The organism is Nonomuraea rhodomycinica (genome assembly GCF_013363995.1).
Lineage (GTDB): Bacteria > Actinomycetota > Actinomycetes > Streptosporangiales > Streptosporangiaceae > Nonomuraea > Nonomuraea rhodomycinica.
Genome location: NZ_JABWGO010000020.1, coordinates 1 through 22,661 on the forward strand (window position 1 = coordinate 1; position 22,661 = coordinate 22,661).

The window sequence follows — 22,661 nt, forward strand, 5'->3', positions numbered from 1 at the left end:
ACCATCGAGATGGCCAGATCGATCGCCCGGGCCTTGGCCGTCGTCTTGATCGAACGGGTGCCCAGCATCGCCGCCCGCTGGTCCGCGCCGACCCGGTCCACACCGGGCAGGCCGTGCAGGAACGCTCGCAACGCCGCCTCCGAAGAGGCCACGTCGGCGAGCGAGGTGGTCGCAACGCTCATCGCGATCGGGTCTTTCTCGTACGTGCCGGGGACGGGTGCCCGCCCGGCGGGGCGGTGGAGGCGCGTTCGATCAGCTTGGTGTCCAGGACGACCCGGCTGGCGAGCCCGCCGCCGTCACCGGGGTCGAGCCGGCGCAGCAGCAGGCGCATGGCCAGCACGCCCTGCTCGAACATCGGCCGGTCCACGACGGTCAGGGGCGGCCTGAGCAGCGGGCCGGTGTCCAGGTCGTCGAAGCCGATCAGGCTGATCTGGCCAGGGATGTCGATCCGCATGTCGTGCAGCGCCTTCAGGGCGCCCAGCGTCATGAGGTTGTTGGCGGCGAAGATGGCGGTGGGCGGCTCGGGCAGCGACAGCAGGGACAGCGTGAGCTGGTAGCCGCTGTGCTCCTTGAAGTCGCCGACCAGGTCGTACTCGGGCGGCACCTCGACGCCCGCCTTGGCGAGCGTCCCGACGAACCCCTCGCGCCGCAGCCGCCCGGGGGTGGTGTCCAGGGTGCCGCTGATCGCGGCCACCCGGGTGTGCCCGAGGGACAGCAGGTGCTCGGCCGCCTGCCGGCCGCCGCCGTCGTTGTCGACGAGCACGGCGTCGAAGCGTTCGCCGCCCGCCAGGTCGCGGTCCACGAACACCAGCGGCACGTCGGCGTCGCGGACGTGCAGCGGCGTCTCGTCCTGCTCGGTGGCGGGGGCGAGGATGATGCCGTCGACCCTGCGCACCAGGTCCGCCAGCACGTCGTCCTCCTGCTCGCTGCTCTCGTCGCTGTTGGCGAGCAGGATCCGGTACGGCTCCGTACGCGTGACGGACTCCATGCCCTTGACCACCGCGGCGAAGTACGGGTTCGTGATGTCCGGGACGACCACGCCGATGGTGTTGGTGCGCCCGGACTTCAGCGACTGCGCCGCGGCACTCGGCCAGTAGCCCAGCTCGTCGATGGCGGCCTGGATCGCCTCGTACGAGCGCACCCGCTGGCCCCGCAGGAAGCGCGAGACCGTGGCGGGAGAGACCCCCGCCCGAGCTGCCACGTCATGGATGGTGACCACGTGAGCTCCAAACTGAAATCGATGTCAGTGATGATGGCAGGAGACGGCCACGAAGTGTCAATGACGCGTTTCCAACTCGTTACAGATCCAGACATAACCGCACGTCGAGGCAGCGCGGGCCCCGCTCGGCCGATCGACGAACTGAAACCGTTGTCAGTAGCGCTTTGCCCGCCTTTACCCGCCCTTACCGCCGCCACAATGCGGCCGGCCCTCACCTGCTCGCCGATGCGGGCGAGCATTTCCGCCGAGCCGACGCCGCCATGACGAGCGGACGTCACTCTGCGTAACCACAGCAAGGGATGGACCTTGCCCCGGCTTCGGCAATGTCACTGACGGTAACCAGTTGGCGAGGTGTGCGGGCCAGGCCAACAAAGACCCGAATTCGAGAGAATGGCGCGACCGACCCGAAACAGACACGGCATGTGCAGACGGGTAATCGCCTCCTGAAAACGTTCGCGAAAGGCACTCCCGCTCATGGGCGCGTGGGCGGATCGGCCGGTCCGCCGGTCGCCGCGTGGGCGTAGCGGCGGGCCAGCGTCGCGAAGGCGTCCCTGAGCTCGTCCGGCCCGACCACCTCGATGTCGGCGTCGAACCTGCCCACGGCGGCGGCCAGAGCGGTCCACGACCACGAGCTCAGGACGATCCGGCAGCGGTCCGGGCCGAGCTCCTCGACGGTGCCCTCGCGGGTGTAGCGGGACACGGCGGCGGCGGGCAGGGCGAGGATCACCTCGCCGCGACAGGGCCAGCGGCCCGTGCCGTCCGAACCCCGGAACTTGCTGACCATGAACGCGGCCACGTCGCCTCCGGGCAGCTCGCGCGGGGTGAAGCGGGGCCCTGTGGGTGTGCGCGGGATGATCCGGTCGGCGCGGAAGATACGCCAGTCCTCGCGTTCGAGGTCCCAGGCGACGAGGTACCAGCGCCCGCCCCAGGTGGCGAGGTGATGGGGTTGCACCCGCCGCGGCGACGCCTCCACCGCCGCGTCCTCCTCCCCTGGCGGGGGCGCGGGCGTGTAGTCGAAGCGCAGCACCTCGCGGGCGTGGACGGCGGCGCCGAGCGCCATGAGCACGCCGCCGTCGACCTGGGGGTCCGGCCGGGCCACGGGGTTGTCGACGGCGGTCACCTGGAGGGTGTCGATCCGGCGGCGCAGCCGTGCGGGCATGACCTGCCGGACGGTGGTGAGCGCGCGCGCCGCGGCCTCCTCGATGCCCGCGCCGGTGGTGGTGGCGATCTGGAGCGCGAGGGCCAGCGCGACGGCCTGCTCGTCGTCGAACAGCAACGGCGGCAGGTCCGTGCCGGCGTCCAGCCGGTACCCGCCGTCGGGCCCTTTGAAGGCCACGACGGGATATCCGAGCTCACGCAGGCGGTCGACGTCCCGGCGCAGGGTGCGCGGGCTGATGTCCAGCCGCTCGGCCAGCAGCGCGCCCGGCCAGTCCCGGCGCGCCTGGAGCAGCGAGAGCAAGGCCAGCAGTCGCGCTGAAGTCTTCGGCACGAAACCCATGGTGCCCGGAGAAGAGGCCACTCCCTGGCCGCTTCCCCTGTGACTGTTGTCGCGTCCCCGTCATCGACGACGACCGGAAGGATCCGAACACCATGACCACCGCCACATCCCGCTCGACCCTCGACGCCGAGCGGAGCGACCTGCTCGCGGCGCTCGCCGCCGCGCGCGCCGCCCTGACCAACACCGTCCGCGGGCTGAGCGACGAGCAGCTCGGGGAGCGCCCGACCGTCAGCGCGCTGTGCCTGGGCGGGCTGATCAAGCACGTCACGTCCATGGAGGAGGGATGGATGCGCTTCGTGGTGGAGGGCCCCTCCGCGATGAGCCACGACCTGCCCGACGGCGTCACCTGGGCCGACCTCGCGGCCGGCACCGCGCGCGAGATCCCGCGCTGGATGATCGACCACCAGGACGAGTTCCGCATGCTGCCCGGCGACACGCTGACCGGGATCCTGGAACGGTACGAGGCGGTCGCCGCCCGCAGCGAGGAGATCCTCGCGGCCGTCACCGACCTGTCGGCGACGCAGCCGCTGCCGGAGGCGCCCTGGCACGAGCCGGGCGGGGTGCGCAGCGTGCGCGCGGTGCTCACGCACATCATCGCCGAGACCGCCCAGCACGCCGGCCACGCCGACATCCTGCGCGAGACGCTCGACGGGCAGACGTCCACCTGACCGGCGCCGGGCGTCGCTCGCGAGCCCGGCCTCGCCGACTCCTGAAGGGGGCGCCAGGCGTGACTCACGCGCCTGGCCTCCCCGGCTCTTGAGCGGGGCGCCAGGCGCCATCGGGCGCCTCGCCTCGCCGGCTCCTGAACGGGAGCGACAGGCGTCGCTCGCATGCACGGAGCCGTGGGACGGCCTGGCATGAGGATCAGGCCGTCATGATGGCGGCGAGCCGGGACCGGCCGGGGACGACCTCGCGCGGACGACCGCCTGATCACCGCGCGGCCCGAACAGGTGCAGGATCTCCACGGCGTTCGCGTCCGCCGGGCCGAACCAGTGCGGCTCCCGTGTGTCGAACTCGGCCACCTCGCCCGGACGCAGGTTGCTCTCCCGCTCCCCGATGATCACGCGGAGCTCGCCCGCGAGGACGTACAGCCACTCGTAGCCGTCGTGGGTCACCAGTTTCGGCTCGCGGGGAGCCAGCACCTGCTTGAACACCTGCACCCGCCCCGGGTACTGCGTCAGAGGCACGAGGACGCTGCCGCGGCCCTTGCGCAGGGGCTTGAGATGCACCCGGGGGTCACCGCTCGCCGGAGCGGCCACGAGCTGGTCGAGCGCGACGCGGTGCGCACGCGCGAGCGGGATGAGCAGCTCCAGCGTCGGACGCCGCCTGCCGGACTCGAGCCGCGACAGCGTGCTCACCGAGATCCCGGTCGCCGCCGCGAGCGCCTCCAGCGTGAGCCCGCGGTCGCGGCGCAGGGTGCGCAACCGGGGTCCGATGGCGTCGAGGATCTGCTCCAGCTCCGTGTCCACGAGACCCAGTTTTGCAGTCCCCGCAAAAGTGCTGGGCGGCGGCCGCCCTCCCGGCCGAGCATGGCCGGGCACATGCTCCCGAACGCGAGAGGCCGCCCGTGACCGCCACAACCCACCCCGTCCAGCCCGTCCTGAGCGCTCGCAGGCGCTGGACGGTGCTGGCCGTCTGCTGCTTGAGCATGTTCCTCGTCGGCCTGGACACCACCATCGTGAACGTGGGCCTGCCCGCGATCGGGCGCGGCCTCGGCGTCGGCACGCGTGGCCTGGAATGGGTCGTGGACGCCTACACCCTCGTGCTGGCGAGCCTGCTGATCTCCTCCGGTGCGCTGGCGGACCGGTTCGGCCGCCGGCGCGTGTTCCAGCTCGGGCTGGCCGTGTTCGGCGCCGCCTCGCTGGCCTGCGCGCTGGCCCCGTCGGTCGGCGCGCTCGCCGCGGCCCGCGCCGCGCAGGGTGTCGGCGCCTCCATGCTCAGCCCCGTGGCTCTGGCGATCGTGGTGAACGCGATGCCCGACCCGAAGGAGCGGGCGCAGGCGATCGGCGTCTGGGCGTCGGTCTTCGGGCTGAGCATGGCCGCCGGCCCGGTCACCGGCGGCGCTCTCATCGCGGAGTTCGGCTGGCGGTCGGTGTTCTGGGTCAACGCGCCGGTCATCGTGGCCGCGCTGGCGCTCAGCATGATGTTCGTGCCGGAGTCCCGGGCGCCGCGGGCGCGGCGGCTGGACCTTCCCGGTCAGGCGCTGCTGACCGTGGTCATCGGGGTGTCGGTGGGCGTCCTCATCGAGGGGCCGCGCATCGGCTGGACGTCGCCCGCGGCGCTGGCCGCGTACGCGCTGGCCGCCGTGGCGACGGCCGGATTCGGGTGGGTGGAGTGCCGCCGGAGCGAGCCGCTGATGGACCCGCGCCTCTTCCGGCGTCCGGTCTTCGGCGGCGCGGTCCTGGGCGCCGTGGCGGTCTTCGTCGCGCTGAACGTGACACTGCTGCTCACCACCCTCTACCTCCAGCACGCCCGGGGATGGACGCCGCTGGCCGCGGGGGCCGCCACCCTGCCCATGGCCGTCGGCGCCACCCTCTGCGCCCCCCTGTCCGGGCATCTGGTCGGGCGTCTCGGGCCGCGGCCGCCGCTCGTCCTGGCCGGCGGCTTCATCACGGCGGGCGGGCTCTGCCTGGTGGGACTCGACCAGGGCACGAGCGTGCACCTGCTGCTGGCGGCGTACGCGCTCATCGGCATCGGGTTCGGCTTCGCCAACGCCCCGATCACCAACACGGCGGTGAGCGGGCTGCCGCCGGCCCGGGCCGGCGTGGCGGGGGCGATCACGTCGACCGCTCGCCAGTTCGGCTCCGCGCTGGGCATCGCCGTCGCGGGCGGTCTGGTCGCGGGCGCCGGCCCGGCGGGGCTCGCGCAGGCGTCCCGCCCCGGCTGGGTCATGGTGACCGCGTGTGGCCTGGTGCTGCTCGCCGTGGCGTACGCGTCACGACCGAAGAAGGAAGGACGACGTCCGTCCCCGACCGCGGAAACGCGGTGACGTGATCCGCCGGTACATCGTGATCGCGTCCGAGAGACGCCGTGATCCTTTCCGGCGACGACGCGCGGCCTGCCGCCGCCGGCCTCGTCGAGGTGGTCCTGCCATCCGGGGTGCAGGGGGCGGGCTGCTTGACGATCGTCCCGAGGACGTGGCACCCGTCGGGGGCCGGTGGGTGGTCGAACTCGAAGAGAGCCGCGTCCTAACCCTAATTCCCTACCTGTTGTGTTGACTTCATGGAGTGGCCGGTTTACGTTGGCCGATGTGACGACCATGGCACTGACCATCCGAGGTCACGTGGACTTCTGCCGCGTGGCCAGCGCGCTGTGTCCCTCCTTCCGTCCCGCCCCCCAGCGACCGCCTCTCCCACGGAAGGACCCCACCCATGTCACCTTTCTCCATCCGCCCCGTCGCAGGCCGGATAGGCGCCGAGATCTCCGGCGTACACCTGGACGGTGATCTGCCCGCCGACACCGTCGCGCTGATCCGCTCCGCCCTGCTCGATCACAAAGTGCTCTTCTTCCGCGCCCAGGACCACCTGGACACGGAGCGCCAGGTGGCCTTCGCCCGGCTGCTCGGGGAGCCCACCGCGGCCCACCCCACCGTGCCGGCGCTCGCCGGCCACACGCATGTCCTGGACCTGGACTACAGCGACGGACAGAAAGTCGATCGCTGGCACACCGACGTCACCTTCGTCGACCGGCCGCCGCTGGCCTCCGTGCTCCGGGCCGTCACGGTGCCGCCCAGCGGCGGCGACACGCTCTGGGCCAACACCGTCACCGCCTACGAGCACCTGCCCGCCGAGCTGCGCGACCTGCTCGACCGGCTGCGGGCCGTCCACACCAACCAGTACGACTACGTCCGCATCGCCGCCTCCGACGACCCGGACCGGACCCGCGCGCAGGCGGAGGTGTTCACCTCGACCCTCTTCGAGACCGAGCATCCCGTCGTCCGCGTCCACCCGGAGACCGGCGAGCGCGCGATCCTCCTCGGCGACTTCGCCAAGCGCCTGGTCGGCCTGCCCGCGCAGTCGTCGGCCGCGATCATCCAGTTGATCCAGAGCCACGTCACCCAGGTCGAGAACACCGTGCGCTGGCGCTGGTCCCCCGGCGACGTGGCCGTCTGGGACAACCGGGCCACCCAGCACCGGGTCGTGCACGACTTCGGCGACCAGCCGCGCCGCCTTCACCGGGTGACCATCGCCGGCGACATCCCGGTCGGCGTGGACGGCCGGGCGAGCACGGTGCTGTCCGGCGACGCGGGCTCCTACTCGCCGCTCGCCGCCTGAGACCCCCTCCATCCCCTCCACCCCTCCCCTGCCGCCCCGGCCACATCGCAGTGGCCGGGGCGGCGGTTTCATGAAGATCGGGAGGGCCGTCCTGGGATGGGCAGTCGTGCGATGATCGCACGATGGTGCGCAGCCTTGAGATCACCGCGGTGCTGTCCGGGATCGAGCACGCGCATCGTGCGGGCCTGTTCTGGGACCCCACGATCGAGCTGAGCCTGGACTGCTTCATCTGCGAGCGGCTGGGCCGGACGACCGTGCTGAAGTACGGGGCTGAGCGGGCCGTCTGCATGAGCGGCAGGAACGAGCAGCACATCACCGCGGCCCGGATCGCGGCGTACGACGTGACCGTCCAGGACGACCGGCTGGCGTTGAGGTCCGTCGTGGACTTCTGGTGGGCTCCGTTCCGCGACGCCGAGCGAGGCGGACAGGCGACACCGTTGAGCCGGTGGGCCCGCCTGAGCTACGGCTGCCGCTGCCCCCACAAGGAGGAATCGAGCGCGGGCTCGGTCCAGAGCAACCTGCCGCGCCCTCAACGTCTGTACTGCAGGAAGTGCGGGACGGAGATCGCGGTCGACGCTGAGGCTCCGGCGATCCGGCTGCTGGTGTGAGTCGCGCATGGACGAGACACGTGGCCGGGCGGGGCACATGTGGGTGCCCCGCCCGGCCACGGTCGGGAACTGCCGGCGATCGTCAGGAATGAGCGAGGAAACGCCCGAACCTGCCCTGGTGGTACAGGAGAGGACGGCCCGCGCTGTACACGTATGCCTCGGCCACCAAGCCGACCACGAGCACGTGGTCGCCGACGTCGGCGGTCTCGTGCGGCAGGCAGATCAGGTGGGCCGACACGTCGTGCAGCAGGGGCGCCCCCAGCGGGCCGGGACGCCAGCGGGTGGGCTCGGCGAACCGGTCGATGCCCTTGCGCGCGAACCGGGCCGCGACCTCCTCCTGGTCGCTGGCCAGCACGTTGACCGCGAAGTGGTCGGCCGAGCGCAGCCAGGGCCACGTGGTCGAACCACGGTCGACGTAGAAGGAGACCAGGGGCGGATCCAGGCTGACCGAGGAGAAGGAGGTCGCGGTCAGCCCGACCGGGATGCCCTCGGACTGCGCGGTGATCACCACGACGCCCGCGGCGTGCACCGCGAGGGCACGGCGGTAGTGGTCGGCGTCCACGGCGTGGCCGGGCAGGGTCTCGGTCATGGCGCCGCCCCCACCTTGGCCGCCCCCTGACTGGGCTCCCCCTCCGTGGCGCCGACGGCCGACGTTCTGGCCGCTTCCGCCTTGAGGGGGGCGGCCACCTGGGGCGCCACGCGGTCGGCCCAGGCTGCCAGGCGCTCCTCCAGGTCGGTGAGCTGTGATTCGAGCAGGGCCAGGCCCGGGGTGGGCACGGTGGCGCCCAGCTCCACCAGCAGCGGCCGCAGGTGCACCTCCACCGCGAGCGCATGGGCGGGATCCCCCATGACCAGCAGCGGCAGAGCCGTGGTGCCGGCCAGCGCGCCGGACGGGAGCCGGTCGAGGAACACCTTCAGCAGGCCGGTGTAGGTGCCCTTGTAGGTGGGGCCGGCCACCACCAGCAGGCTCGACCCGGCGACCAGGCGCAGGGCCGCCTCCACACTCGGGGACGGGACCGATGACAGCAACTGGGGGCCGAGCCTCGAAAGGTCCACCACCTCGCCGGGCACGGCGCCATCGGACGCCCCGTACCCGATGCGCCGCGTGACGGCCCGAGTGGCCTCCAGGGCCACGGCCAGGGTCCTGGAGCCCTCGCGCGGATTGCCGACCAGGGTGACGACGCTCATCCGGCCACCGCCACTTCCAGCTCCGCCTCGCCCCACGGGGCGTACCGCGAGCGGGGCCGCGCGAGCCCGTAATTGCCGCGCAGCGTGCGGCTCTCGTACTCGTACCGGAACAGGCCCCTGACCTGCAGCTCCGGTACGACGTGGTCCACGAAGTCGGCCAGGCCGCCGGGCAGGATCGGCGGCATGACGTTGAAGCCGTCGGCGGCTCCGGCCTCGAACCACTCCTGGATCTCGTCGGCGATCCGTTCGGGTGTGCCGGCCACCACGCGGTGGCCCCGCCCTCCGGCCAGGCGGGCGATGAGCTGCCTGACCGTGAGGCCGTCCCGCCTGGCCAGGTCGACGACGAGCTTGCGGCGGCTCTGCGCGCCCTCGGTCTCGACGGGGATGTCCGGCAGCGGGTGGTCGAGCGCGTCCTCCCCCAGCTCGATGCCGGTCATGTGGGAGAGCTGGGCCAGCCCGTACGCGGGGATGATGAGCTCTTCGAGCTCCTGCTCCAGTTGGCGCGCCTCCCGGTCGGTGGAGCCGATGATCGGCGAGATGCCGGGCAGGATGAGCAGGTCGTCCGGCTGTCTGCGGTACGCGGCCAGGCGGCTCTTCAGGTCGGCGTAGAACTCCTGGGCTTCCTCCAGGGTCTGCTGGGCGGTGAAGACGGCCTCGGCGAAGCGGGCGGCGAACTCCTTCCCGTCCTCCGACGACCCCGCCTGCACCAGGAGCGGGTGCCCCTGCGGCGGGCGGGAGGCGTTGAGCGGGCCGCGCACCCGGAAGTGCTCGCCCGCGTGCTCGATCGCGTGGATCTTGCCGGTGTCGGCGTACAGCCCGTGGGCGCGGTCGCCGAGGATCGCGTCGTCCTCCCAGCTGTCCCAGAGCTTGGTGACGACGTCCAGGAACTCGGTGGCCCGGGCGTAGCGGTCGGCGTGCGCGGGCCGCTCGACGCCGAAGTTGTGCGCCTCGGCCTCGCTGGCGGAGGTGACGATGTTCCAGCCCGCCCGGCCGCCGCTGATGTGGTCGAGCGAGGCGAACTTGCGCGCCACGTGGTACGGCTCGTTGTACGTGGTCGACACGGTGGCGATCAGGCCGATGTGGTCGGTGACGGTGGCGAGCGCCGACAGCAGCGTCAGCGGCTCCAGACCGCCGAGGGCGTTGTGCCGGACGTTGCCCCAGAGGGCGACGCCGTCGGCGAGGAAGACCGAGTCGAGCTTGCCGCGTTCGGCGATCCGGGCGAGATCCTGGTAGTGCCGGACGTCGGCGATCCTGGCCGGCTCGGTGCGCGGGTGCCGCCAGGCCGCCTCGTGGTGGCCGACACCCATGAGGAAGGCGTTGAGGTGGAGCTTTCTCGTCACGTGGTCCTCCAGGTGGAGAAGCGGCGCTCGATCCTGAGCAGCAGCAGGTTGAACAGCAGGCCGAGCGCGGAGATCGTGATGATCCCGGCGTACATCTCGGGGATGCGGAAACTGGACTGGGTGTCGAGGATGAGGTAACCGAGCCCGGCCTTGGCCCCGACCATCTCGGCGAACAGCAGCACGAGGATCGAGTAGGCCCCGGCCAGCCGTACTCCGGTGAAGACGGCCGGCACGGCAGCGGGCAGGATGACCTTCTGGAAGAGCCGGAGCGGGCCGAGGCCCATGGACCGGGCCGACCTGATGAGCAGGGGTTCGACGGTCTTCACGCCGCTGACCGTGTTGAGCAGGACGGGCCAGGAGCAGGCGTACAGGACGAAGGTGATCTTCGAGGTCTCGCCGATGCCGAGGATGAGCGTGAACACCGGCAGCAGCGCCACGGGCGAGGTGTTGCGGAAGACCTCCAGCAGCGGGGTGAGGGCGTCGGCCACCGGCCGGTACCAGCCGATCAGCAGGCCGAGCGGGATGGCCAGCGCGACGGCCAGGCCGAACCCGGACAGCGAGCGGATCAGCGACGCCCGCAGGTGTTCCGGCAGCGGCCCGTCGAGCAGGAGCCCGTACCAGACGACGAGGTCCTCCGACAGCGGGGGCACGAACACCCGGTCGAACACCCCCACCCGGGGCAGCACCTCCCACGCGGCCAGGAGCAGCAGGATCGCCCCTGACTTCGTGACCGCCCGGGAGGCCAGGCGGCGTGCCCTGCGCGCGAGCGCGGACGGGCGAGGGGCCGGAGCCGTGGCGCGCTCCCCGGGGCCGACGGAGGCCGGCTCCACGGGGCCGACGGCGGCCGGCTCCACGGCGGCGGGGGGCGCCGGCGTGGCGGGTGCCTCGCGCCGGTCGATGTCGGTGGGGAGTTCCTGGGGCGCGCGCTCGCTCAGCGCGATGCCGGTCGCGGGGGCGCTTCGCCGGTCACCCACGGGAGGTCGCCGCCTTCCGCTCCTGCACCTGCGCCGCGGCGACCTCGTCGCGCAGCAGCGTCCACACGTGGTGCCGGTACTCGCCGAACGCGGGGTCCGCCCGCAGGTCACCCGCGCGGGAGTCGAACGTCACCTCGACGACCTCCTTGATGGTCCCGGGCCGGGAGGTCATGACCGCGACCCGCTGGCCCAGGTAGACGGCCTCGTCGATGCCGTGCGTGATGAAGATGACGGTCTTGCCGGTCTTGTCCCAGATGCGCAGCAGCTCCTCCTGGAGCGACTCGCGGGTCTGGGCGTCCAGGGCGGCGAACGGCTCGTCCATGAGCAGCACGTCGGGGTCGAAGGCGAGGCTGCGGGCGATCGCGACCCGCTGGCGCATGCCGCCGGACAGCTCGTGCGGGTAGCGCTCCTCGAACCCGGTGAGCCCGACCAGGTCGAGGTAGTGCCGGGCCCGCTCGCGCCGTTCCCTCCTGGGCACGGCCTTGGCCTCCAGGCCGAACTCGACGTTGGCCTGCGCGGTGCGCCAGGGGAACAGCGCGTACTGCTGGAAGACGATCCCCCGGTCGAGGCCCGGGCCGGTGACCGGCGTGCCGTCGATGACGATCTCGCCGGCGGTCGGCGCGGTCAGCCCGGCGACCAGGTCGAGGAGCGTGGACTTGCCGCAGCCGCTCGGCCCCACCAGCGCGAGGAACTCCCCCTCGCGCACGTCGAGGTCGACGCCGTCCAGGGCGACGAACGGCTCGCCGGCGTCCCGGACCTGGAAGATCTTGCGCACGTCCCGGATGCCGATCTTGGTCGTGACGGCGGTGGTGGTCATGACCCGCTCCCGTGGGCGTAGGGGTTGAACGCGTTGGTGTAGAGGTCGGCGGGCTTGAGCCGGCCGGGCTGGATCTCGCCCTCGCGGGCCAGCCAGTCGATCCAGGTCTGGAACTCCTTGTCGGCGATCACGCCGCCCTTGCCGGCGATGCCGGTGCTCTTCCAGAACGCCACCGTGGTGGCGTCCTCACTTCGCCCGCGCTTGGCGATGATCTTCTGGAAGCGGGCGACGACCTCCTCGCGCGGGTGGGTCTGCGCCCAGTCGATGGCCTTGGCGTACGCCTCGACGAACGTCCTGGTGGTGGTGGGGTTGCGGGCGATGAAGTCCTCGCGCAGCACGACGGAGCCCGCGGTGAACGGCCCGAACAGGCCGACGTCGGTGAACAGCGGCCGCAGGCCGCCGCGCTGCAGCGCCTTGTCCTTCAGGACGCCGCCGAGCGTTCCCACGTCGAGCTGTCCCTGCCGCAGGGCCTGCTCGGTGTTGACCGGCGGGATCACGACGAGCTGGACCTGCCCGATCTCCTGCGGCGTCAGGCCCGCGCGCTTGAGGTACTCCTTGATGACGGCCTCGTGGTGCGCGCCGAGGGTGTTGACGCCGATCTTCTTGCCGATGAGGTCGCGGGCGGTCCTGATGGGGCTGTTCGCGGTCACGTAGTAGCCGTTGAAGGACTGCTCGTCGGAGCCGTAGTAGCCGATCACCGCCTTGATCGGCGCCCGGGCGGCCTTGAGCTTGATGATCGCGCCGTTGAAGGCGCCGCCGAAGTCGGTCTGGCCGGTGGCGGCCGACTGGATGTCCTGGGGGCCGCTGGTGGTGTTGCCGACCCACTTCAGCTTGATGTCGCCGAGGTAGCCGAGGTCCTCGGCGAGTTCGGGGTAGGTGACGTTGCCGGCGCTCCCCTGGTAGCGCAGCTCCTTGACCTCTGCTTCGCCGGGTCTGGCCGCGCCCTCGGCGGCGCCGCAGGCGACCGCTCCGGCGGCCAGCAGCACGGCGAGAAGGGCATGTCTGATTCTGATCACGGATGGTTCCTCTGGAAGGGCGCGCCGGTGGGCCGGCACGCGGAAGAAGGGGGTACGCGCGGGGCGTGGGCGCCGTCGGCCACGCCGGGACGGGAGAGGTGCGCTGTCGGCTGTCCGTGATCAACGACACTGCGCGCTGGCGACGTGGCAGAAGTCCACGTGCGGGCGCCGGGTCAGGTGAAGGCCCTGGCTCATGCCCCGAACCTACGAGCCCGGGCCGCTAAAGTCAATATTCCCTACAGGGTATACATGAAATGTCGGCGCGCCTGACCCCCGTACCCGCCCGCCACGGGCTCAGTGGTCGGCGGGCGGCCCGGTCAGGTGGTCGAGGAGGACCTGGCTGATGCCGGCGAGCTGCCGGAGCTGCTCCGGGGTGAGCAGGTCGATCAGGTGCTCGCGGACACTGGCCACGTGCTCCGGCGCGGCGGCCCGCAGCGCGGCCATGCCGTCGTCGGTGAGCACGACGAGCCACCCCCGCCGGTCGTCGGCGCAGTGCTCCCTGCGCACCCAGCCCTTCTGCTCGAGCTTGTTGATCGCGTGGGTGATGCGGCTGGGTTTGGAGTTGGTCCAGTTGGCGAGCTCGCTCATGCGCAGGGTGCGCTCGGGCGCCTCCGACAGCAGCACCAGCAGTTCGTAGTAGGTCGGGGGCATGTCGGCCGCGGCCAGCAGGTCGCGTTCGAGGCGGTCGGTCAGCAGGCGGGTGGCGAGGCCGAAGGTGCGCCAGGCGTGCTGTTCGTCGTCGTCGAGCCATCGGGTCACGAAACGTCATCGTACTGGAAAGTTGCGTACTGAAATAAAGCCTGTGTACTGTCGTGCTCAATCTTCCAGCACTGAAATATCTTTGGACGGAGCACGGCATGTACCCCAGCGCCCTCACCGGCACCTACACCATCGACCCGGCGCACAGCCGCTTCGGGTTCGTCGCCCGGCACGCGATGGTCACCAAGGTCCGCGGCAGCATCCCCGTCCACGAGGCCACCGCCTCCCTGGACGCCGAGAACCCGGCCGCCTCCAGCGTCCGCGTCGTGCTCCAGGTGGCCGGCGTCCAGACCGGCAACGCAATGCGCGACGACCACCTGCGCACCGGCGACTTCCTCGACGCCGCCGCCCACCCGTACATCACCTTCACCTCCACCGGCGTCAAGCACACGGGCGGCGACAGCTTCGAGGTCACCGGCGAGCTGACCATCCGCGGCGTGACCCGGCAGGTCACCGTCCCCCTCGACTGCACCGGCACCGCGGTCGACGCCCAGGGCCTGACCCGGGTCGGCTTCGAGGGCGGCACCGTGATCAACCGCAAGGACTTCGGGATGACCTACAACGCGGTCCTGGAGACCGGCGGGGTGATGATCTCCGACCGGATCACGCTCGAGTTCGACCTGTCGGCCGTCAAGAACGCCTGACCCACCGCGTCCGGGCCGCCCGCCGGTCCGGAGGGGCGTTCAGCGGCGGCGTAGCGACGGGTCGAGCAGGGCGGGCGGGGTGTCGAACTTCTCGTGCGCGGCGAGGTCGACGCCCGGCGCAACGATGGCGTCCACGGCGTCGAGGACGTCGGCGGAGAGCACGGTGTCCGCGGCGGCGAGCTGGGCACGCAGGTGGTCGAGCGTGCGGGGGCGGTGATCGCGCTGGTCACGGCGGGGTGCGCGGTGACGAAGCCGAGCGCGAGCTGGATCATCGTCAGGCCGGCCTCGTCGGCGACCTTCGCCAGCCGCTCGACCGCGTCGAGGCGGGCGCGGTTGGCCGGGACGGACAGGTCGAAGCGCTGCGGCATGAACGCCGAGCGGTGGGTGGCGATGTCGCGGCCCTCGCGGATCGCGCCCGACAGCCAGCCCGAGGCCAGCGGGCTCCACGCCAGCACACCGAGCCCGTACTGCTCGGTCACGGGCAGGACGTGGGCCTCGATGCCGCGCTGCAGGATCGAGTAGCTGGGCTGCTCGGTGACGTAACGGCTCAGGTGGTTGTCCCGGGCGGCCCACTGGGCCTGCACGATGCGGTAGGCCGGGAAGGTCGAGGAGCCGAAGTAGCGGATCTTTCCCGCGCGCTGCAGGTCGGTCAGGGCCGACAGCGTCTCCTCGTCGCCGGTGGCCGGGTCCCACCGGTGGATCTGGTAGAGGTCAACGTGGTCGACGCCGAGGCGGCGCAGGCTGTCGTCCAGCGCGGTGACCAGCCAGCGGCGCGAGCCGCCCTGGCGGTTGCGCTCCTCGCCCATCGGCATGCCGGCCTTCGTGGCCAGCACGATGTCGTCGCGGCGGCCGGCGATGGCCTTGCCGACCATCTCCTCCGAGCCGCCCTGGCCGTACATGTCGGCGGTGTCGATGAGGTTGACGCCTCCCTCCAGGGCGGCGTCGACGATGGCGGTGACCTCGTCCTGGGTGGTGCGCCCGATCGCGCCGAAGTTCATCGCGCCGAGCACGAGAGAGCTGACGTGCACGCCGGTGCGGCCCAAGATGCGGTACTGCATGAGGTGCTCCTCCACTGCGGGTGAGTCGTGGCGGCCATGCGTGGCCTCGATCCCGCCCGGGCGCCTGCGCGGCAGCACAAGAAAACGGAACCGTGTTCCGATACAATACGGAACACGGTTCCGCTTCGCAAGCCGGGCCCGGGAAGGACGCCGCCCGATGAAGTGGAAGGAGACAAGCGGGGGCCTGGACCCCGCGCGGAGTCCAGGCCCCCGGTGGCTCAGCAGCCGTCGGTCACGTAGCAGCCCTTCACGTACCACTTGCCGCTGTAGTAGGCGCTGCTGGTGGCCGTGCTCGTACCGCCCTTGTAGGCCAGGCCGCCCGAGATGTACTGACAGCTGGAGGTGGAGCAGAAGTAGCCGTAGACCCGGAAGTAGGTCTCGAGCCCGCTGGTGCACTTGACGCTCACCGAGTGGGCGGTGCTCCCGGTCTTGGTGCAGCCGCTGATCGCGGCCGCGGGGGACGCGGTGCCGCCGATGAGGGCGGCGGCCCCCAGAGCGATACCGGCGACGCTGGAAAGGATCTTTTTCGTCACGAGGGTCCATGATCAACCATCTGCGGCGATCTTCACAAGTGGGGTGGAGAAGTCTTCGCCGGACCAGTCGAGCGGCGCCGGAGGCCGGACCCCGCCGGGCTCAGTCGCGAAGCAGGCGCTCGCGCCGGGCCAGCAGCCGCTCGCGCTCGGCCAGCAGCTGGGCGCAGCGGTCATTCATGAGGGTGCTCGTGTCGTGGACCCATCGGGCCGTCCGCTCGACCTCGGCCCGGGTGCTCTCGATGCGCTGATGCTTGATCGCGTCGGTGATGACGTTGTCGAAGAACGTGTCGACGAACCATCGGGTGTCGACCTCGGGCAGGCGGGGGCGCACGGCGAGGCCGACGTCGGCCAGCTCCCGGGAGAAGACGTCCAGGGCGCGCTGAGCGTGCCAGGCGGCCTGGTCGGCGGTGCGCAGCCGATCGTGCTCGATGCCGTCGGCGATCAGGCCGCCGCCGAACAGGTCCCAGGTGGAGGCGCGCCGGGCCGAGGTGAGGTGGCGCAGCACGTCGCCGAGCGCGTCCTGCGCGGCCCGTCCGGCGTGGCGGGCCTCGGTGTGCTCGCGCGTGTCCGCCGCGACGCGGCGCAGGGCGGCGTCGATGTCGGCCAACTCCCTGGCGCGGGCGTCACCGCCGCCGATGAGCAGCCGCTCCTTCTCGGCCAGCAGGCGCGCGTACTCCTCAGGGGCGCTCGCCAGCTCCGCCAGCTCGGCCTCGGCCGCGCGGGCGTCCGCCTCGAGCTGGGCCAGGCGGGCGCGATGGCCCTCGACCCGCCGGGCGGCGGCGGCCGCCTCGGCGCGCTCGCGGGCCAGCCGCTCCTCGCGGTGGCCCAGCAGGCGGGCCAGCGCGGCGGACAGCCCGCCTTCCAGGCGGGAGACGTCGTGCTCCTCCTCGGCCAGCCGCTGTTCGAGCTGTGCCAGGGTGTCCCGGGCCTGCCGGATCTGGTCCGCCGTGGCCTCGCGCAGCCGCCGCAGGTGGCCGGCCCGGTGCGCGCGGGCGGCCGCCTCGCGCAGCCGCTCGTCGAGATCTGGGGAGCTCGTCACATCTCGAAGGACGAACGAGACGTTCCGGATGTTCCGTGGAACGCCGGGGCGGGCTCAGGGCGCCAGCAGGTCGTCCAGTTCGGCCTCGAACAGCAGCTCCGGGTCGAAGCCCATCCCGCTGAAATGACCGGCGAGCTCCAGGGACAGGGCGCCGTGCAGCCGGGTCCAGAACGTCATGGCCCGGCGCAGGGCGGCGGGCGGGGCGGGGTGGCCGCCCGCCCACCGCCGGTGGTCCTGGAGGTGGGCGTCGAACGGCGTCGCGGGGCGGCCGGAGGGCAGCGCGGCGCAGGCGTCGAGCAGGTCGCCATGATCTCGGACGCGATCGCGGTGATGTCGTCGGGGGCGTGGTAGCCGGGGACGGGCGTGCCGTAGACGAGGAAGTAGCGCTGGGGGTCGTCGAGCGCCCAGCGGCGCAGGGCGCGGGCCAGCGCGGCGACGTCGGGACCGGGGGCGGAGGCGGCGCGGAAGGCGTCGGCGAGGCTGCGGTACGCGTCCCTGATCAGCTCGGTGATCAGCTCGTCGCGGCCGGCGCGCCCGGCGGCACGCTCGTCTCCTACGGCAGCGCCTCCACCCGGGACGACGAGGGGTCCAAGCAGTGGCCCGTGCTCAAGCTGCTGCTGCGGGTGTGGCTGTGGAACGCGCTGCCCAACCGCCGCCGCGCGTACTTCTTCAACATCTGGGCGGGGCGGGCCCTGGCGAAGAACGCGTTCCGCGCGCGGCTGCGCGCCGACCTCACCCAGGTCTTCGCGGCGCTCCGGCGCGGCGACGTGACCGCCCGGATCGCCGCCGAGCTGCCGCTCGCCCGCGTCGCCGGCGCCATGCGGCTGGCCGAGTCCGGCACGGTGGCCGGGAAGGTCGTCCTCACGCCGTAGGGCGCCTACTCCCGGCCCTCCTCCGGCAGGCCGTTGTCGAACTGCCGGGGCTGCACCGGCCCGCGCGGCGCGCCGCCGCGCTCGGCCCTGGCCAGGACGGCGGCGTCGGGGTAGTCGGTGACGAAGGCGTCCACGCCCAGGTCCAGGTGGGCGCGGTACTCCGCGAGCGCGTCACCGTGGTCGGTCGGCGCCTGGCCGCGGCGCAGTTGCAGCGGCAGGTACTGGTTCTCGCTGCGGAAGGTGTACACGCCGATCTTCAGCCCGGCCTTGTGCGCGTCGGACACGAGCGTCGTCGGGGCGCCCCAGCCGCCGTCCGGGCCGACCGGGATGGCCGACGACTTGTCCGGCCCGATCCACTGGGCGTAGGTGGCGATCTTCGCCAGCCCCTCGGGCCTCATCATGTCCGCGTACGTCGTCGGGTCGCCGGCCGCGGTCAGGTCGTACGGCCGGCCGCTGGTGCCCAGCGCCTGCCACAGCGGCACGCGCAGCTCCTTGGCCACCCGCTTCAGGCTGGACGGCTCGAACGACTGGACCACCACCGGGCTGTCCGGCCGGTCGAGCCCGTTGCGCTTGACGGTCTCGATCAGCGGCTCCTCCAGCGGCAGCCCGATCGACCTGAAGTAGGTGGGGTGCTTGGTCTCGGGGAAGACGCCGACCTGCCTGCCGTACCGGCGGGACAGCCGCTTGGCCAGGTCGAGCACCTCCTGGAAGGTGAGCACCTGGTAGGAGCCGTTGTAGACGGTGTTGCGCTGGCGGATCGCGGGCAGCCGCTCGACCGCCCGCAGCGTCTTCAGCTCCGCCAGCGTGAAGTCCTCGGTGAACCACCCGGTCACGTCGCGCCCGTCGACGACCTTGGTGGTCCTGCGGGCGGCGAACTCGGGGCGCAGCGACACGTCGGTGGTGCCGGAGATCTCGTTCTCGTGCCGGACGACCAGCACGTGGTCCTTGGTCGGCACCAGGTCGGGCTCGATCCAGTCGGCGCCCATGGCCACGGCCAGCTCGTACCCGCCCCTGGTGTGCTCGGGGCGGTGGCCCGCCGCGCCGCGGTGGCCGACGACGACGACCTTGGACCGGTCGGCCGCGGCCGTGGGCGCGGGCTCGGCCGAGGCCGCGGCGGCGGGTGCGGCGGCGAGGGGGACGAGGACGGCGAGGGGCGTGGCTGCGATCTTACGCACGTGAAGCTCCCTGCGGTGTCGGCACCGGAGACTCTCACCGGTGATCACCGCGGCGATTATGGTAAGGACCGAAACCAAGCTCCGGCCCAATAATGGCCGAATTTGCGGTGACTAGCGCGTTCTGGCGATGCCGGAGGTGTGAAAGTCGCCTTCCGGGATAGGTGTCTGCGTTCATCACTCGCACCGGCTCGTGGAGGGCTCTCATGACAGCCGATCAGTCGCTCATCTGCCCGAAGTGCCAGGGCGTGATCGCCGCCGCGGACCCGACCGCCTACACGCCCGCCCGCGCGCGGCTGATCGTCGCCCATGGCTTCTGCCAGGGGAAGTGCTCCACCGCCGAGCACGAGCCCCGGCCTCAGGAGGCGGCCGCCGCCACCTCGGGGGCCCACCGCCGCGCGGTCCCGGCGGGCACCTCCTGATCCCCGCGCGACCACGAGGCAGGCGTCACCAGCGAGGTCGGGCATGGAACTCACGGAACGTTTCGCATGGAGGGGAAGGCGGATCGCCTGGGGACGGGCGGGCACCGGACCGCCCGTGGTGTTCTGCCACGGCACGCCGTTCTCGTCGCTGCTGTGGCAGCCGTTCGCCGAGGCGTTGAGCCGCGACTTCACCGTCCACCTGTGGGACATGCCCGGCTACGGCCGCTCCTCCAAGCACGCCGGGCACCCGGTGGACTTCGGCGCGCAGGCCGACGCCTTCGCGGCCCTGCTCGGCCACTGGGGGCTGGAGCGGCCGCACGTGGTCGCCCACGACTTCGGCGGCGCCGTGTCCCTGCGCGCGCACCTGAGCCTGGGCGTCGGCTACGCCTCGCTCATGCTCGTCGACGTCGTCGCCATCCCGCCCAGCGGTTCGCCGTTCTTCAGGTTCGTCCAGGAGCACCCGGACGTCCTGGGCGGGCTGCCGGGCTACATCCACGCCGCGATCGTGCGGGCGTACATCCAGGGCGCGAGCCATCGCGGCCTGCGCGACGACGACCTCGACGCCCTCGTGCGGCCGTGGACCGGCGATGACGGCCAGCCCGCCTTCTACCGGCAGATCGCCGGCTACGACGAGCGCTTCCTCGAGGAGAACGAGCGCCTCCTCGGCCGCGTCGGCATCCCGGTGCGGATCCTCTGGGGCACCCGCGACGCCTGGATCCCCGTCGAGGTCGCCCGGCGGCTGCGGAGCCTGATCCCCGGCGCCGAGCTCTCGCTGATCGAGGACGCCGGCCACCTGATGCACCACGACGCGCCCGTCGCGCTCATGGACGAGCTCCGCGCCTGGCTCGCCGGCAGGTGAGCGGCCCCGCGGGCGACGCCGTCCGCGCGCGGAGCGGTCAGCGGGAGATCGGTGACGGCTATCATCGGGGGACTCCCTCTCCCCCGGCTGGTGACCTTGCTCCGTACGTCCACGTCCCCCGACGCGGAGACCGACCCGGGGCGCCGTGTGGTCGCGGTCGTGGTGTGCATGCAGCTGGCCGCCGCGCTCGGCTACTACGCGGTGATGGCGCACCTGGTGGCTCATCTGCGGGACGGCGTGGGCCTGCCCGCGGGGACGATCGCGCTGGTGCTCGGCCTGCGGGTTGCGGTGCAGTGCGCGTTGTTCCTGCCGTTCGGTCCGCTGGTGGACCGGATCGGGCCACGGCGGGCCGGAATGCTGGCCTGCGGGCTGAGGACGGTCGCCTTCGGCCTGCTCGCGGTGGCCGACGACCTGGGGACGCTGCTGGGCTCGGCCATGGCGCTCGCCGTGGGCGGGGCTCTGCTGCACCCGTGCGCCCAGTCGCTCCTGGCCCGGCTGCCGCCCGCGCGCAGGTCCGGAGGCTTCGGGAGCTACGTGGTGTCCGGTCAGATCGCGGCGGTCGCGGGTCCTCCGGCGGGGCTGGCGCTGCTGGCGGGAGGGTTCGGGCTGCTGGCCGCCGTGGCCGCGGGCGCGTGGGCGGTCGCGGCCCTGCTGTTCGGCCTGCTGCCCCGGGCCGTCCGCCCCGCCGGGCCGGTCGATCCCCGCGCGCTGGTGCGGGGCGTGGCGGACGTCGTCCGCGACCGGGCGTTCCTGCGCTTCGCCGCCGTCGCCGCGCCGAGCACGCTGCTCGCCACCCAGGTCACGACCGTGGTGCCGCTCAGCGTCGCGGACTCCGGTCAGGCCACGTTGTTCTTCTGCGTGGGGGCGGCCGGCGCCGCCGGTGTGCAGCCGTTCCTGTCCCGGCGCGGGCGAGGAGGGCGGCCCTGGGTGCTGCGCGCCGGGCTGCTCTGCGCGGGTCTCGGCTATCCGCTGGTGGCCGCGCTGCCTTTCGCGGCGGAGCGGCAGGGGGTCGTGCTGGTGGCCGCGGCCGTGCTCAACGGGCTCGGCACGGGGCTGACGCAGACGGGGACCTTCCACACGATCGCCGGCCGCGCTCCGCGGGAGCGGGTGGGCGCGGCCATCGGCGTGGTCAACTTCCTGGCGGGGACGGTGGCGTTCGCGGGCGGTCTGCTGGTCGGGCGGCTGTTCGACGCCGGTGCCGCCTCCGCCGCCCTGTTCGCTCTCGCGGCGCTCGGCACGGTGTCCGCCGCGGCCGTCAGCCGGGTCGAAGAACAGCCCGCCGACCAGCGGCGATAAAAGAACCGATATGGATTCGGGTTCGATACTGGTATTGGACATCTCCTGATCGCATCTGTTTTGCTCCTGCCCTCTGACCGATCATCAGCAGAGGAAGTGACATGCGACGTCCCGCGTTCCCGCAGCTGCGCCGCCTCGGCCGCGCCGCCGCAGCGCTGCCCGCGGCCGCTCTGGCGATCTCCCTCCTGTCGGGCGGCACGCCCGGCACGGCCGCCGCCGCGACCGCCGTGCCGGCCGCCGCCGTGGCGGTTCCGGGCGAGGCCCAGGTACGCAAGGAGCTGCGCGCGCTGGAGTCGGCCTTCCAGGGCCGCATCGGCGCGTACGCGGTGGACACGGCCACGGGCAGGACGCTCGCCTACCGGGCGAACGAACGCTTCGCGTTGCTGTCCACGTTCAAGGCGCCGCTGTGCGCAGCCGTGCTGCACAAGGCCCGCACCTCCGAGCCCGGCCTGATGGGCAAGCTCGTCACGTGGACCGCCGACGACCTGACGCCCGGCTCGCCGATCACCGAGAAGCACGTCGCGGACGGCCTGACCGTCGCCCAGCTCTGCGCGGCGGCCACCAGCGTCAGCGACGGCACCGCCTCCAATCTGCTGCTCAAGCAGATCGGCGGGCCCGCCGGCCTGACCGCGTACTTCCGCTCGCTGAAGGACCCGCTCTCGCGCATGGACCGCTGGCACCCCGCGCTCAACGACTGGACCCCCAAGGACAGGCGCGACACCACCACGCCCGCGGCCATCGCCGCCGACCTGCGGGTGCTCGCGCTCGGCGACGCCCTGCACCGCGAGGACCGCAAGCAGTTCGTCGACTGGCTGCTGGCCAACAAGACCGGCGCCAACCGCATCCGGGCCGGCCTGCCCAAGACGTGGACGATCGGCGACCGGACCGGCACCAACTCCGACGGGTTCGGCGGCGGCAACGCCATCGCCGTCATCTGGCCCGGCAAGGACGCGGCCCCGATCGTGATGGCCGTCTACACCAACCGCACCCCCGGCCTGCCCATCGACGAGAAGACCATCGCCAAGACCGCCACGGTCCTGGCCCGGGGGCTCGGCAAGCTCTGAGGCGGGCCG

26 protein-coding genes and 1 pseudogene are annotated in these 22,661 nt (G+C 72.4%); 10 read left to right on the plus strand and 17 right to left on the minus strand.

All coding sequences use genetic code 11. The features are described 5' to 3' along the window. The 3 genes and pseudogenes from HT134_RS42715 to HT134_RS42725 all read right to left on the minus strand — a co-directional run. Nucleotides 1-182 (minus strand): annotated as a pseudogene (locus HT134_RS42715) (deoxyribose-phosphate aldolase); the annotation flags it as partial. Continuing rightward, on the minus strand, nucleotides 179-1,201 hold the full coding sequence (locus HT134_RS42720; protein ID WP_175606281.1) for a LacI family DNA-binding transcriptional regulator: 1,023 nt from the start codon (nucleotides 1,199-1,201) through the stop codon (nucleotides 179-181). The pseudogene HT134_RS42715 and the gene HT134_RS42720, both read right to left, overlap by 4 nt. 490 nt (nucleotides 1,202-1,691) lie before the next feature. Further along, nucleotides 1,692-2,708, minus strand: a complete 1,017-nt coding sequence (locus tag HT134_RS42725) for a helix-turn-helix transcriptional regulator (RefSeq protein ID WP_175606222.1) — start codon at nucleotides 2,706-2,708, stop codon at nucleotides 1,692-1,694. 101 nt (nucleotides 2,709-2,809) lie between these two features. Between HT134_RS42725 and HT134_RS42730 the strand changes: the two genes are divergently transcribed. After that, nucleotides 2,810-3,385, plus strand: coding sequence for a DinB family protein (locus tag HT134_RS42730; protein WP_175606223.1), 576 nt, complete (start codon nucleotides 2,810-2,812; stop codon nucleotides 3,383-3,385). 204 nt (nucleotides 3,386-3,589) lie between these two features. On the opposite strand, the gene HT134_RS42735 is transcribed toward HT134_RS42730, so the two are convergent. Further along, on the minus strand, nucleotides 3,590-4,186 hold the full coding sequence (locus HT134_RS42735; RefSeq protein WP_175606224.1) for a helix-turn-helix domain-containing protein: 597 nt from the start codon (nucleotides 4,184-4,186) through the stop codon (nucleotides 3,590-3,592). A 98-nt stretch (nucleotides 4,187-4,284) separates the two neighbouring features. On the opposite strand from HT134_RS42735, the gene HT134_RS42740 reads away from it, so the two are divergent. The 3 genes from HT134_RS42740 (at nucleotide 4,285) to HT134_RS42750 (ending at nucleotide 7,599) form a co-directional block, all read left to right on the plus strand. Beyond that, nucleotides 4,285-5,706: an MFS transporter gene (locus tag HT134_RS42740; RefSeq protein WP_175606225.1), complete on the plus strand. Its 1,422-nt coding sequence runs from the start codon at nucleotides 4,285-4,287 to the stop codon at nucleotides 5,704-5,706. Nucleotides 5,707-6,088: 382 nt separating this feature from the next. Beyond that, nucleotides 6,089-6,991, plus strand: coding sequence for a TauD/TfdA dioxygenase family protein (locus HT134_RS42745; protein ID WP_175606226.1), 903 nt, complete (start codon nucleotides 6,089-6,091; stop codon nucleotides 6,989-6,991). Nucleotides 6,992-7,113: 122 nt separating this feature from the next. Further along, nucleotides 7,114-7,599 (plus strand): hypothetical protein, encoded by a 486-nt coding sequence (locus HT134_RS42750; protein WP_175606227.1) that lies wholly within the window; start codon nucleotides 7,114-7,116, stop codon nucleotides 7,597-7,599. Between the two features lie 82 nt (nucleotides 7,600-7,681). Here the strand turns inward: HT134_RS42750 and HT134_RS42755 are convergent, their stop codons facing one another. The 7 genes from HT134_RS42755 to HT134_RS42785 form a co-directional block, all read right to left on the minus strand. Next, nucleotides 7,682-8,188, minus strand: coding sequence for a flavin reductase family protein (locus HT134_RS42755; RefSeq protein ID WP_175606228.1), 507 nt, complete (start codon nucleotides 8,186-8,188; stop codon nucleotides 7,682-7,684). After that, nucleotides 8,185-8,787 (minus strand): NADPH-dependent FMN reductase, encoded by a 603-nt coding sequence (locus tag HT134_RS42760; protein WP_175606229.1) that lies wholly within the window; start codon nucleotides 8,785-8,787, stop codon nucleotides 8,185-8,187. Before HT134_RS42760 ends, HT134_RS42755 begins: the two co-directional genes overlap by 4 nt. Further along, on the minus strand, nucleotides 8,784-10,127 hold the full coding sequence (locus HT134_RS42765) for an LLM class flavin-dependent oxidoreductase (protein ID WP_312888874.1): 1,344 nt from the start codon (nucleotides 10,125-10,127) through the stop codon (nucleotides 8,784-8,786). The genes HT134_RS42760 and HT134_RS42765 overlap by 4 nt, the downstream gene beginning before the upstream one ends. Further along, nucleotides 10,124-11,101, minus strand: coding sequence for an ABC transporter permease (locus tag HT134_RS42770; protein WP_312888875.1), 978 nt, complete (start codon nucleotides 11,099-11,101; stop codon nucleotides 10,124-10,126). Before HT134_RS42770 ends, HT134_RS42765 begins: the two co-directional genes overlap by 4 nt. Further along, a complete protein-coding gene (locus tag HT134_RS42775) occupies nucleotides 11,094-11,918 on the minus strand; it encodes an ABC transporter ATP-binding protein (protein ID WP_175606230.1) in 825 nt (274 codons plus the stop codon). The genes HT134_RS42770 and HT134_RS42775 overlap by 8 nt, the downstream gene beginning before the upstream one ends. Next, complete coding sequence (locus HT134_RS42780; protein WP_175606231.1) at nucleotides 11,915-12,934, minus strand: ABC transporter substrate-binding protein; 1,020 nt, start codon at nucleotides 12,932-12,934, stop codon at nucleotides 11,915-11,917. Before HT134_RS42780 ends, HT134_RS42775 begins: the two co-directional genes overlap by 4 nt. A 294-nt stretch (nucleotides 12,935-13,228) precedes the next feature. Beyond that, nucleotides 13,229-13,693: a MarR family winged helix-turn-helix transcriptional regulator gene (locus tag HT134_RS42785; RefSeq protein ID WP_175606232.1), complete on the minus strand. Its 465-nt coding sequence runs from the start codon at nucleotides 13,691-13,693 to the stop codon at nucleotides 13,229-13,231. Nucleotides 13,694-13,791: 98 nt separating this feature from the next. On the opposite strand from HT134_RS42785, the gene HT134_RS42790 reads away from it, so the two are divergent. Beyond that, the gene (locus tag HT134_RS42790; RefSeq protein WP_175606233.1) at nucleotides 13,792-14,337 is read left to right on the plus strand and encodes a YceI family protein; all 546 of its coding nucleotides are present in this window, start codon (nucleotides 13,792-13,794) and stop codon (nucleotides 14,335-14,337) included. On the opposite strand, the gene HT134_RS42795 is transcribed toward HT134_RS42790, so the two are convergent. From HT134_RS42795 to HT134_RS48260, 5 genes are all read right to left on the minus strand, one after another. Beyond that, complete coding sequence (locus HT134_RS42795; protein WP_246366539.1) at nucleotides 14,250-15,395, minus strand: aldo/keto reductase; 1,146 nt, start codon at nucleotides 15,393-15,395, stop codon at nucleotides 14,250-14,252. The genes HT134_RS42790 and HT134_RS42795 overlap by 88 nt on opposite strands. A gap of 218 nt (nucleotides 15,396-15,613) precedes the next feature. Next, nucleotides 15,614-15,928: a hypothetical protein gene (locus tag HT134_RS42800; protein ID WP_175606234.1), complete on the minus strand. Its 315-nt coding sequence runs from the start codon at nucleotides 15,926-15,928 to the stop codon at nucleotides 15,614-15,616. Between the two features lie 100 nt (nucleotides 15,929-16,028). Next, nucleotides 16,029-16,967 (minus strand): hypothetical protein, encoded by a 939-nt coding sequence (locus HT134_RS42805; RefSeq protein WP_175606235.1) that lies wholly within the window; start codon nucleotides 16,965-16,967, stop codon nucleotides 16,029-16,031. Nucleotides 16,968-17,021: 54 nt separating this feature from the next. After that, nucleotides 17,022-17,144, minus strand: a complete 123-nt coding sequence (locus HT134_RS48345) for a TetR-like C-terminal domain-containing protein (RefSeq protein ID WP_376768148.1) — start codon at nucleotides 17,142-17,144, stop codon at nucleotides 17,022-17,024. After that, on the minus strand, nucleotides 17,141-17,395 hold the full coding sequence (locus HT134_RS48260; RefSeq protein WP_376768149.1) for a TetR-like C-terminal domain-containing protein: 255 nt from the start codon (nucleotides 17,393-17,395) through the stop codon (nucleotides 17,141-17,143). Before HT134_RS48260 ends, HT134_RS48345 begins: the two co-directional genes overlap by 4 nt. Here HT134_RS48260 and HT134_RS45035 point away from each other — a divergent pair. Beyond that, nucleotides 17,312-17,839: a zinc-binding dehydrogenase gene (locus HT134_RS45035; protein ID WP_217709047.1), complete on the plus strand. Its 528-nt coding sequence runs from the start codon at nucleotides 17,312-17,314 to the stop codon at nucleotides 17,837-17,839. The two genes, HT134_RS48260 and HT134_RS45035, sit on opposite strands and share 84 nt — an antisense overlap. A gap of 5 nt (nucleotides 17,840-17,844) precedes the next feature. On the opposite strand, the gene HT134_RS42820 is transcribed toward HT134_RS45035, so the two are convergent. Further along, the gene (locus HT134_RS42820) at nucleotides 17,845-19,014 is read right to left on the minus strand and encodes a glycerophosphodiester phosphodiesterase (RefSeq protein ID WP_312888876.1); all 1,170 of its coding nucleotides are present in this window, start codon (nucleotides 19,012-19,014) and stop codon (nucleotides 17,845-17,847) included. A gap of 203 nt (nucleotides 19,015-19,217) precedes the next feature. Between HT134_RS42820 and HT134_RS42825 the strand changes: the two genes are divergently transcribed. The 4 genes from HT134_RS42825 to bla all read left to right on the plus strand — a co-directional run bounded on the left by HT134_RS42825 (nucleotide 19,218) and on the right by bla (nucleotide 22,652). Next, nucleotides 19,218-19,433: a hypothetical protein gene (locus HT134_RS42825; RefSeq protein WP_175606236.1), complete on the plus strand. Its 216-nt coding sequence runs from the start codon at nucleotides 19,218-19,220 to the stop codon at nucleotides 19,431-19,433. A 43-nt stretch (nucleotides 19,434-19,476) separates the two neighbouring features. Beyond that, a complete protein-coding gene (locus HT134_RS42830) occupies nucleotides 19,477-20,292 on the plus strand; it encodes an alpha/beta fold hydrolase (protein WP_175606237.1) in 816 nt (271 codons plus the stop codon). 90 nt (nucleotides 20,293-20,382) lie between these two features. Continuing rightward, entirely contained in the window at nucleotides 20,383-21,588 is a 1,206-nt protein-coding gene (locus HT134_RS42835; RefSeq protein WP_175606238.1) for an MFS transporter, read from the plus strand. A gap of 101 nt (nucleotides 21,589-21,689) precedes the next feature. Beyond that, nucleotides 21,690-22,652 carry a class A beta-lactamase gene (bla, locus tag HT134_RS42840; protein ID WP_175606239.1) on the plus strand — a complete coding sequence of 321 codons (963 nt, stop codon included), beginning with the start codon at nucleotides 21,690-21,692 and terminating at the stop codon, nucleotides 22,650-22,652. Nucleotides 22,653-22,661 lie beyond the last annotated feature (9 nt).

What these genes read in the sequence shown, in the direction of transcription:
- HT134_RS42730 (WP_175606223.1), top strand. Translation starts at nt 2,810, where the DNA reads ATGACCACCGCCACATCCCGCTCGACCCTCGACGCCGAGCGGAGCGAC.
- HT134_RS42745 (WP_175606226.1), top strand. Translation starts at nt 6,089, where the DNA reads ATGTCACCTTTCTCCATCCGCCCCGTCGCAGGCCGGATAGGCGCCGAG.
- HT134_RS42750 (WP_175606227.1), top strand. Translation starts at nt 7,114, where the DNA reads ATGGTGCGCAGCCTTGAGATCACCGCGGTGCTGTCCGGGATCGAGCAC.
- HT134_RS42755 (WP_175606228.1), bottom strand. Translation starts at nt 8,188, where the DNA reads ATGACCGAGACCCTGCCCGGCCACGCCGTGGACGCCGACCACTACCGC.
- HT134_RS42760 (WP_175606229.1), bottom strand. Translation starts at nt 8,787, where the DNA reads ATGAGCGTCGTCACCCTGGTCGGCAATCCGCGCGAGGGCTCCAGGACC.
- HT134_RS42775 (WP_175606230.1), bottom strand. Translation starts at nt 11,918, where the DNA reads ATGACCACCACCGCCGTCACGACCAAGATCGGCATCCGGGACGTGCGC.
- HT134_RS42790 (WP_175606233.1), top strand. Translation starts at nt 13,792, where the DNA reads ATGTACCCCAGCGCCCTCACCGGCACCTACACCATCGACCCGGCGCAC.
- HT134_RS42795 (WP_246366539.1), bottom strand. Translation starts at nt 15,395, where the DNA reads ATGCAGTACCGCATCTTGGGCCGCACCGGCGTGCACGTCAGCTCTCTC.
- HT134_RS48345 (WP_376768148.1), bottom strand. Translation starts at nt 17,144, where the DNA reads ATGACGTTCTGGACCCGGCTGCACGGCGCCCTGTCCCTGGAGCTCGCC.
- HT134_RS42825 (WP_175606236.1), top strand. Translation starts at nt 19,218, where the DNA reads ATGACAGCCGATCAGTCGCTCATCTGCCCGAAGTGCCAGGGCGTGATC.
- HT134_RS42830 (WP_175606237.1), top strand. Translation starts at nt 19,477, where the DNA reads ATGGAACTCACGGAACGTTTCGCATGGAGGGGAAGGCGGATCGCCTGG.
- bla (WP_175606239.1), top strand. Translation starts at nt 21,690, where the DNA reads ATGCGACGTCCCGCGTTCCCGCAGCTGCGCCGCCTCGGCCGCGCCGCC.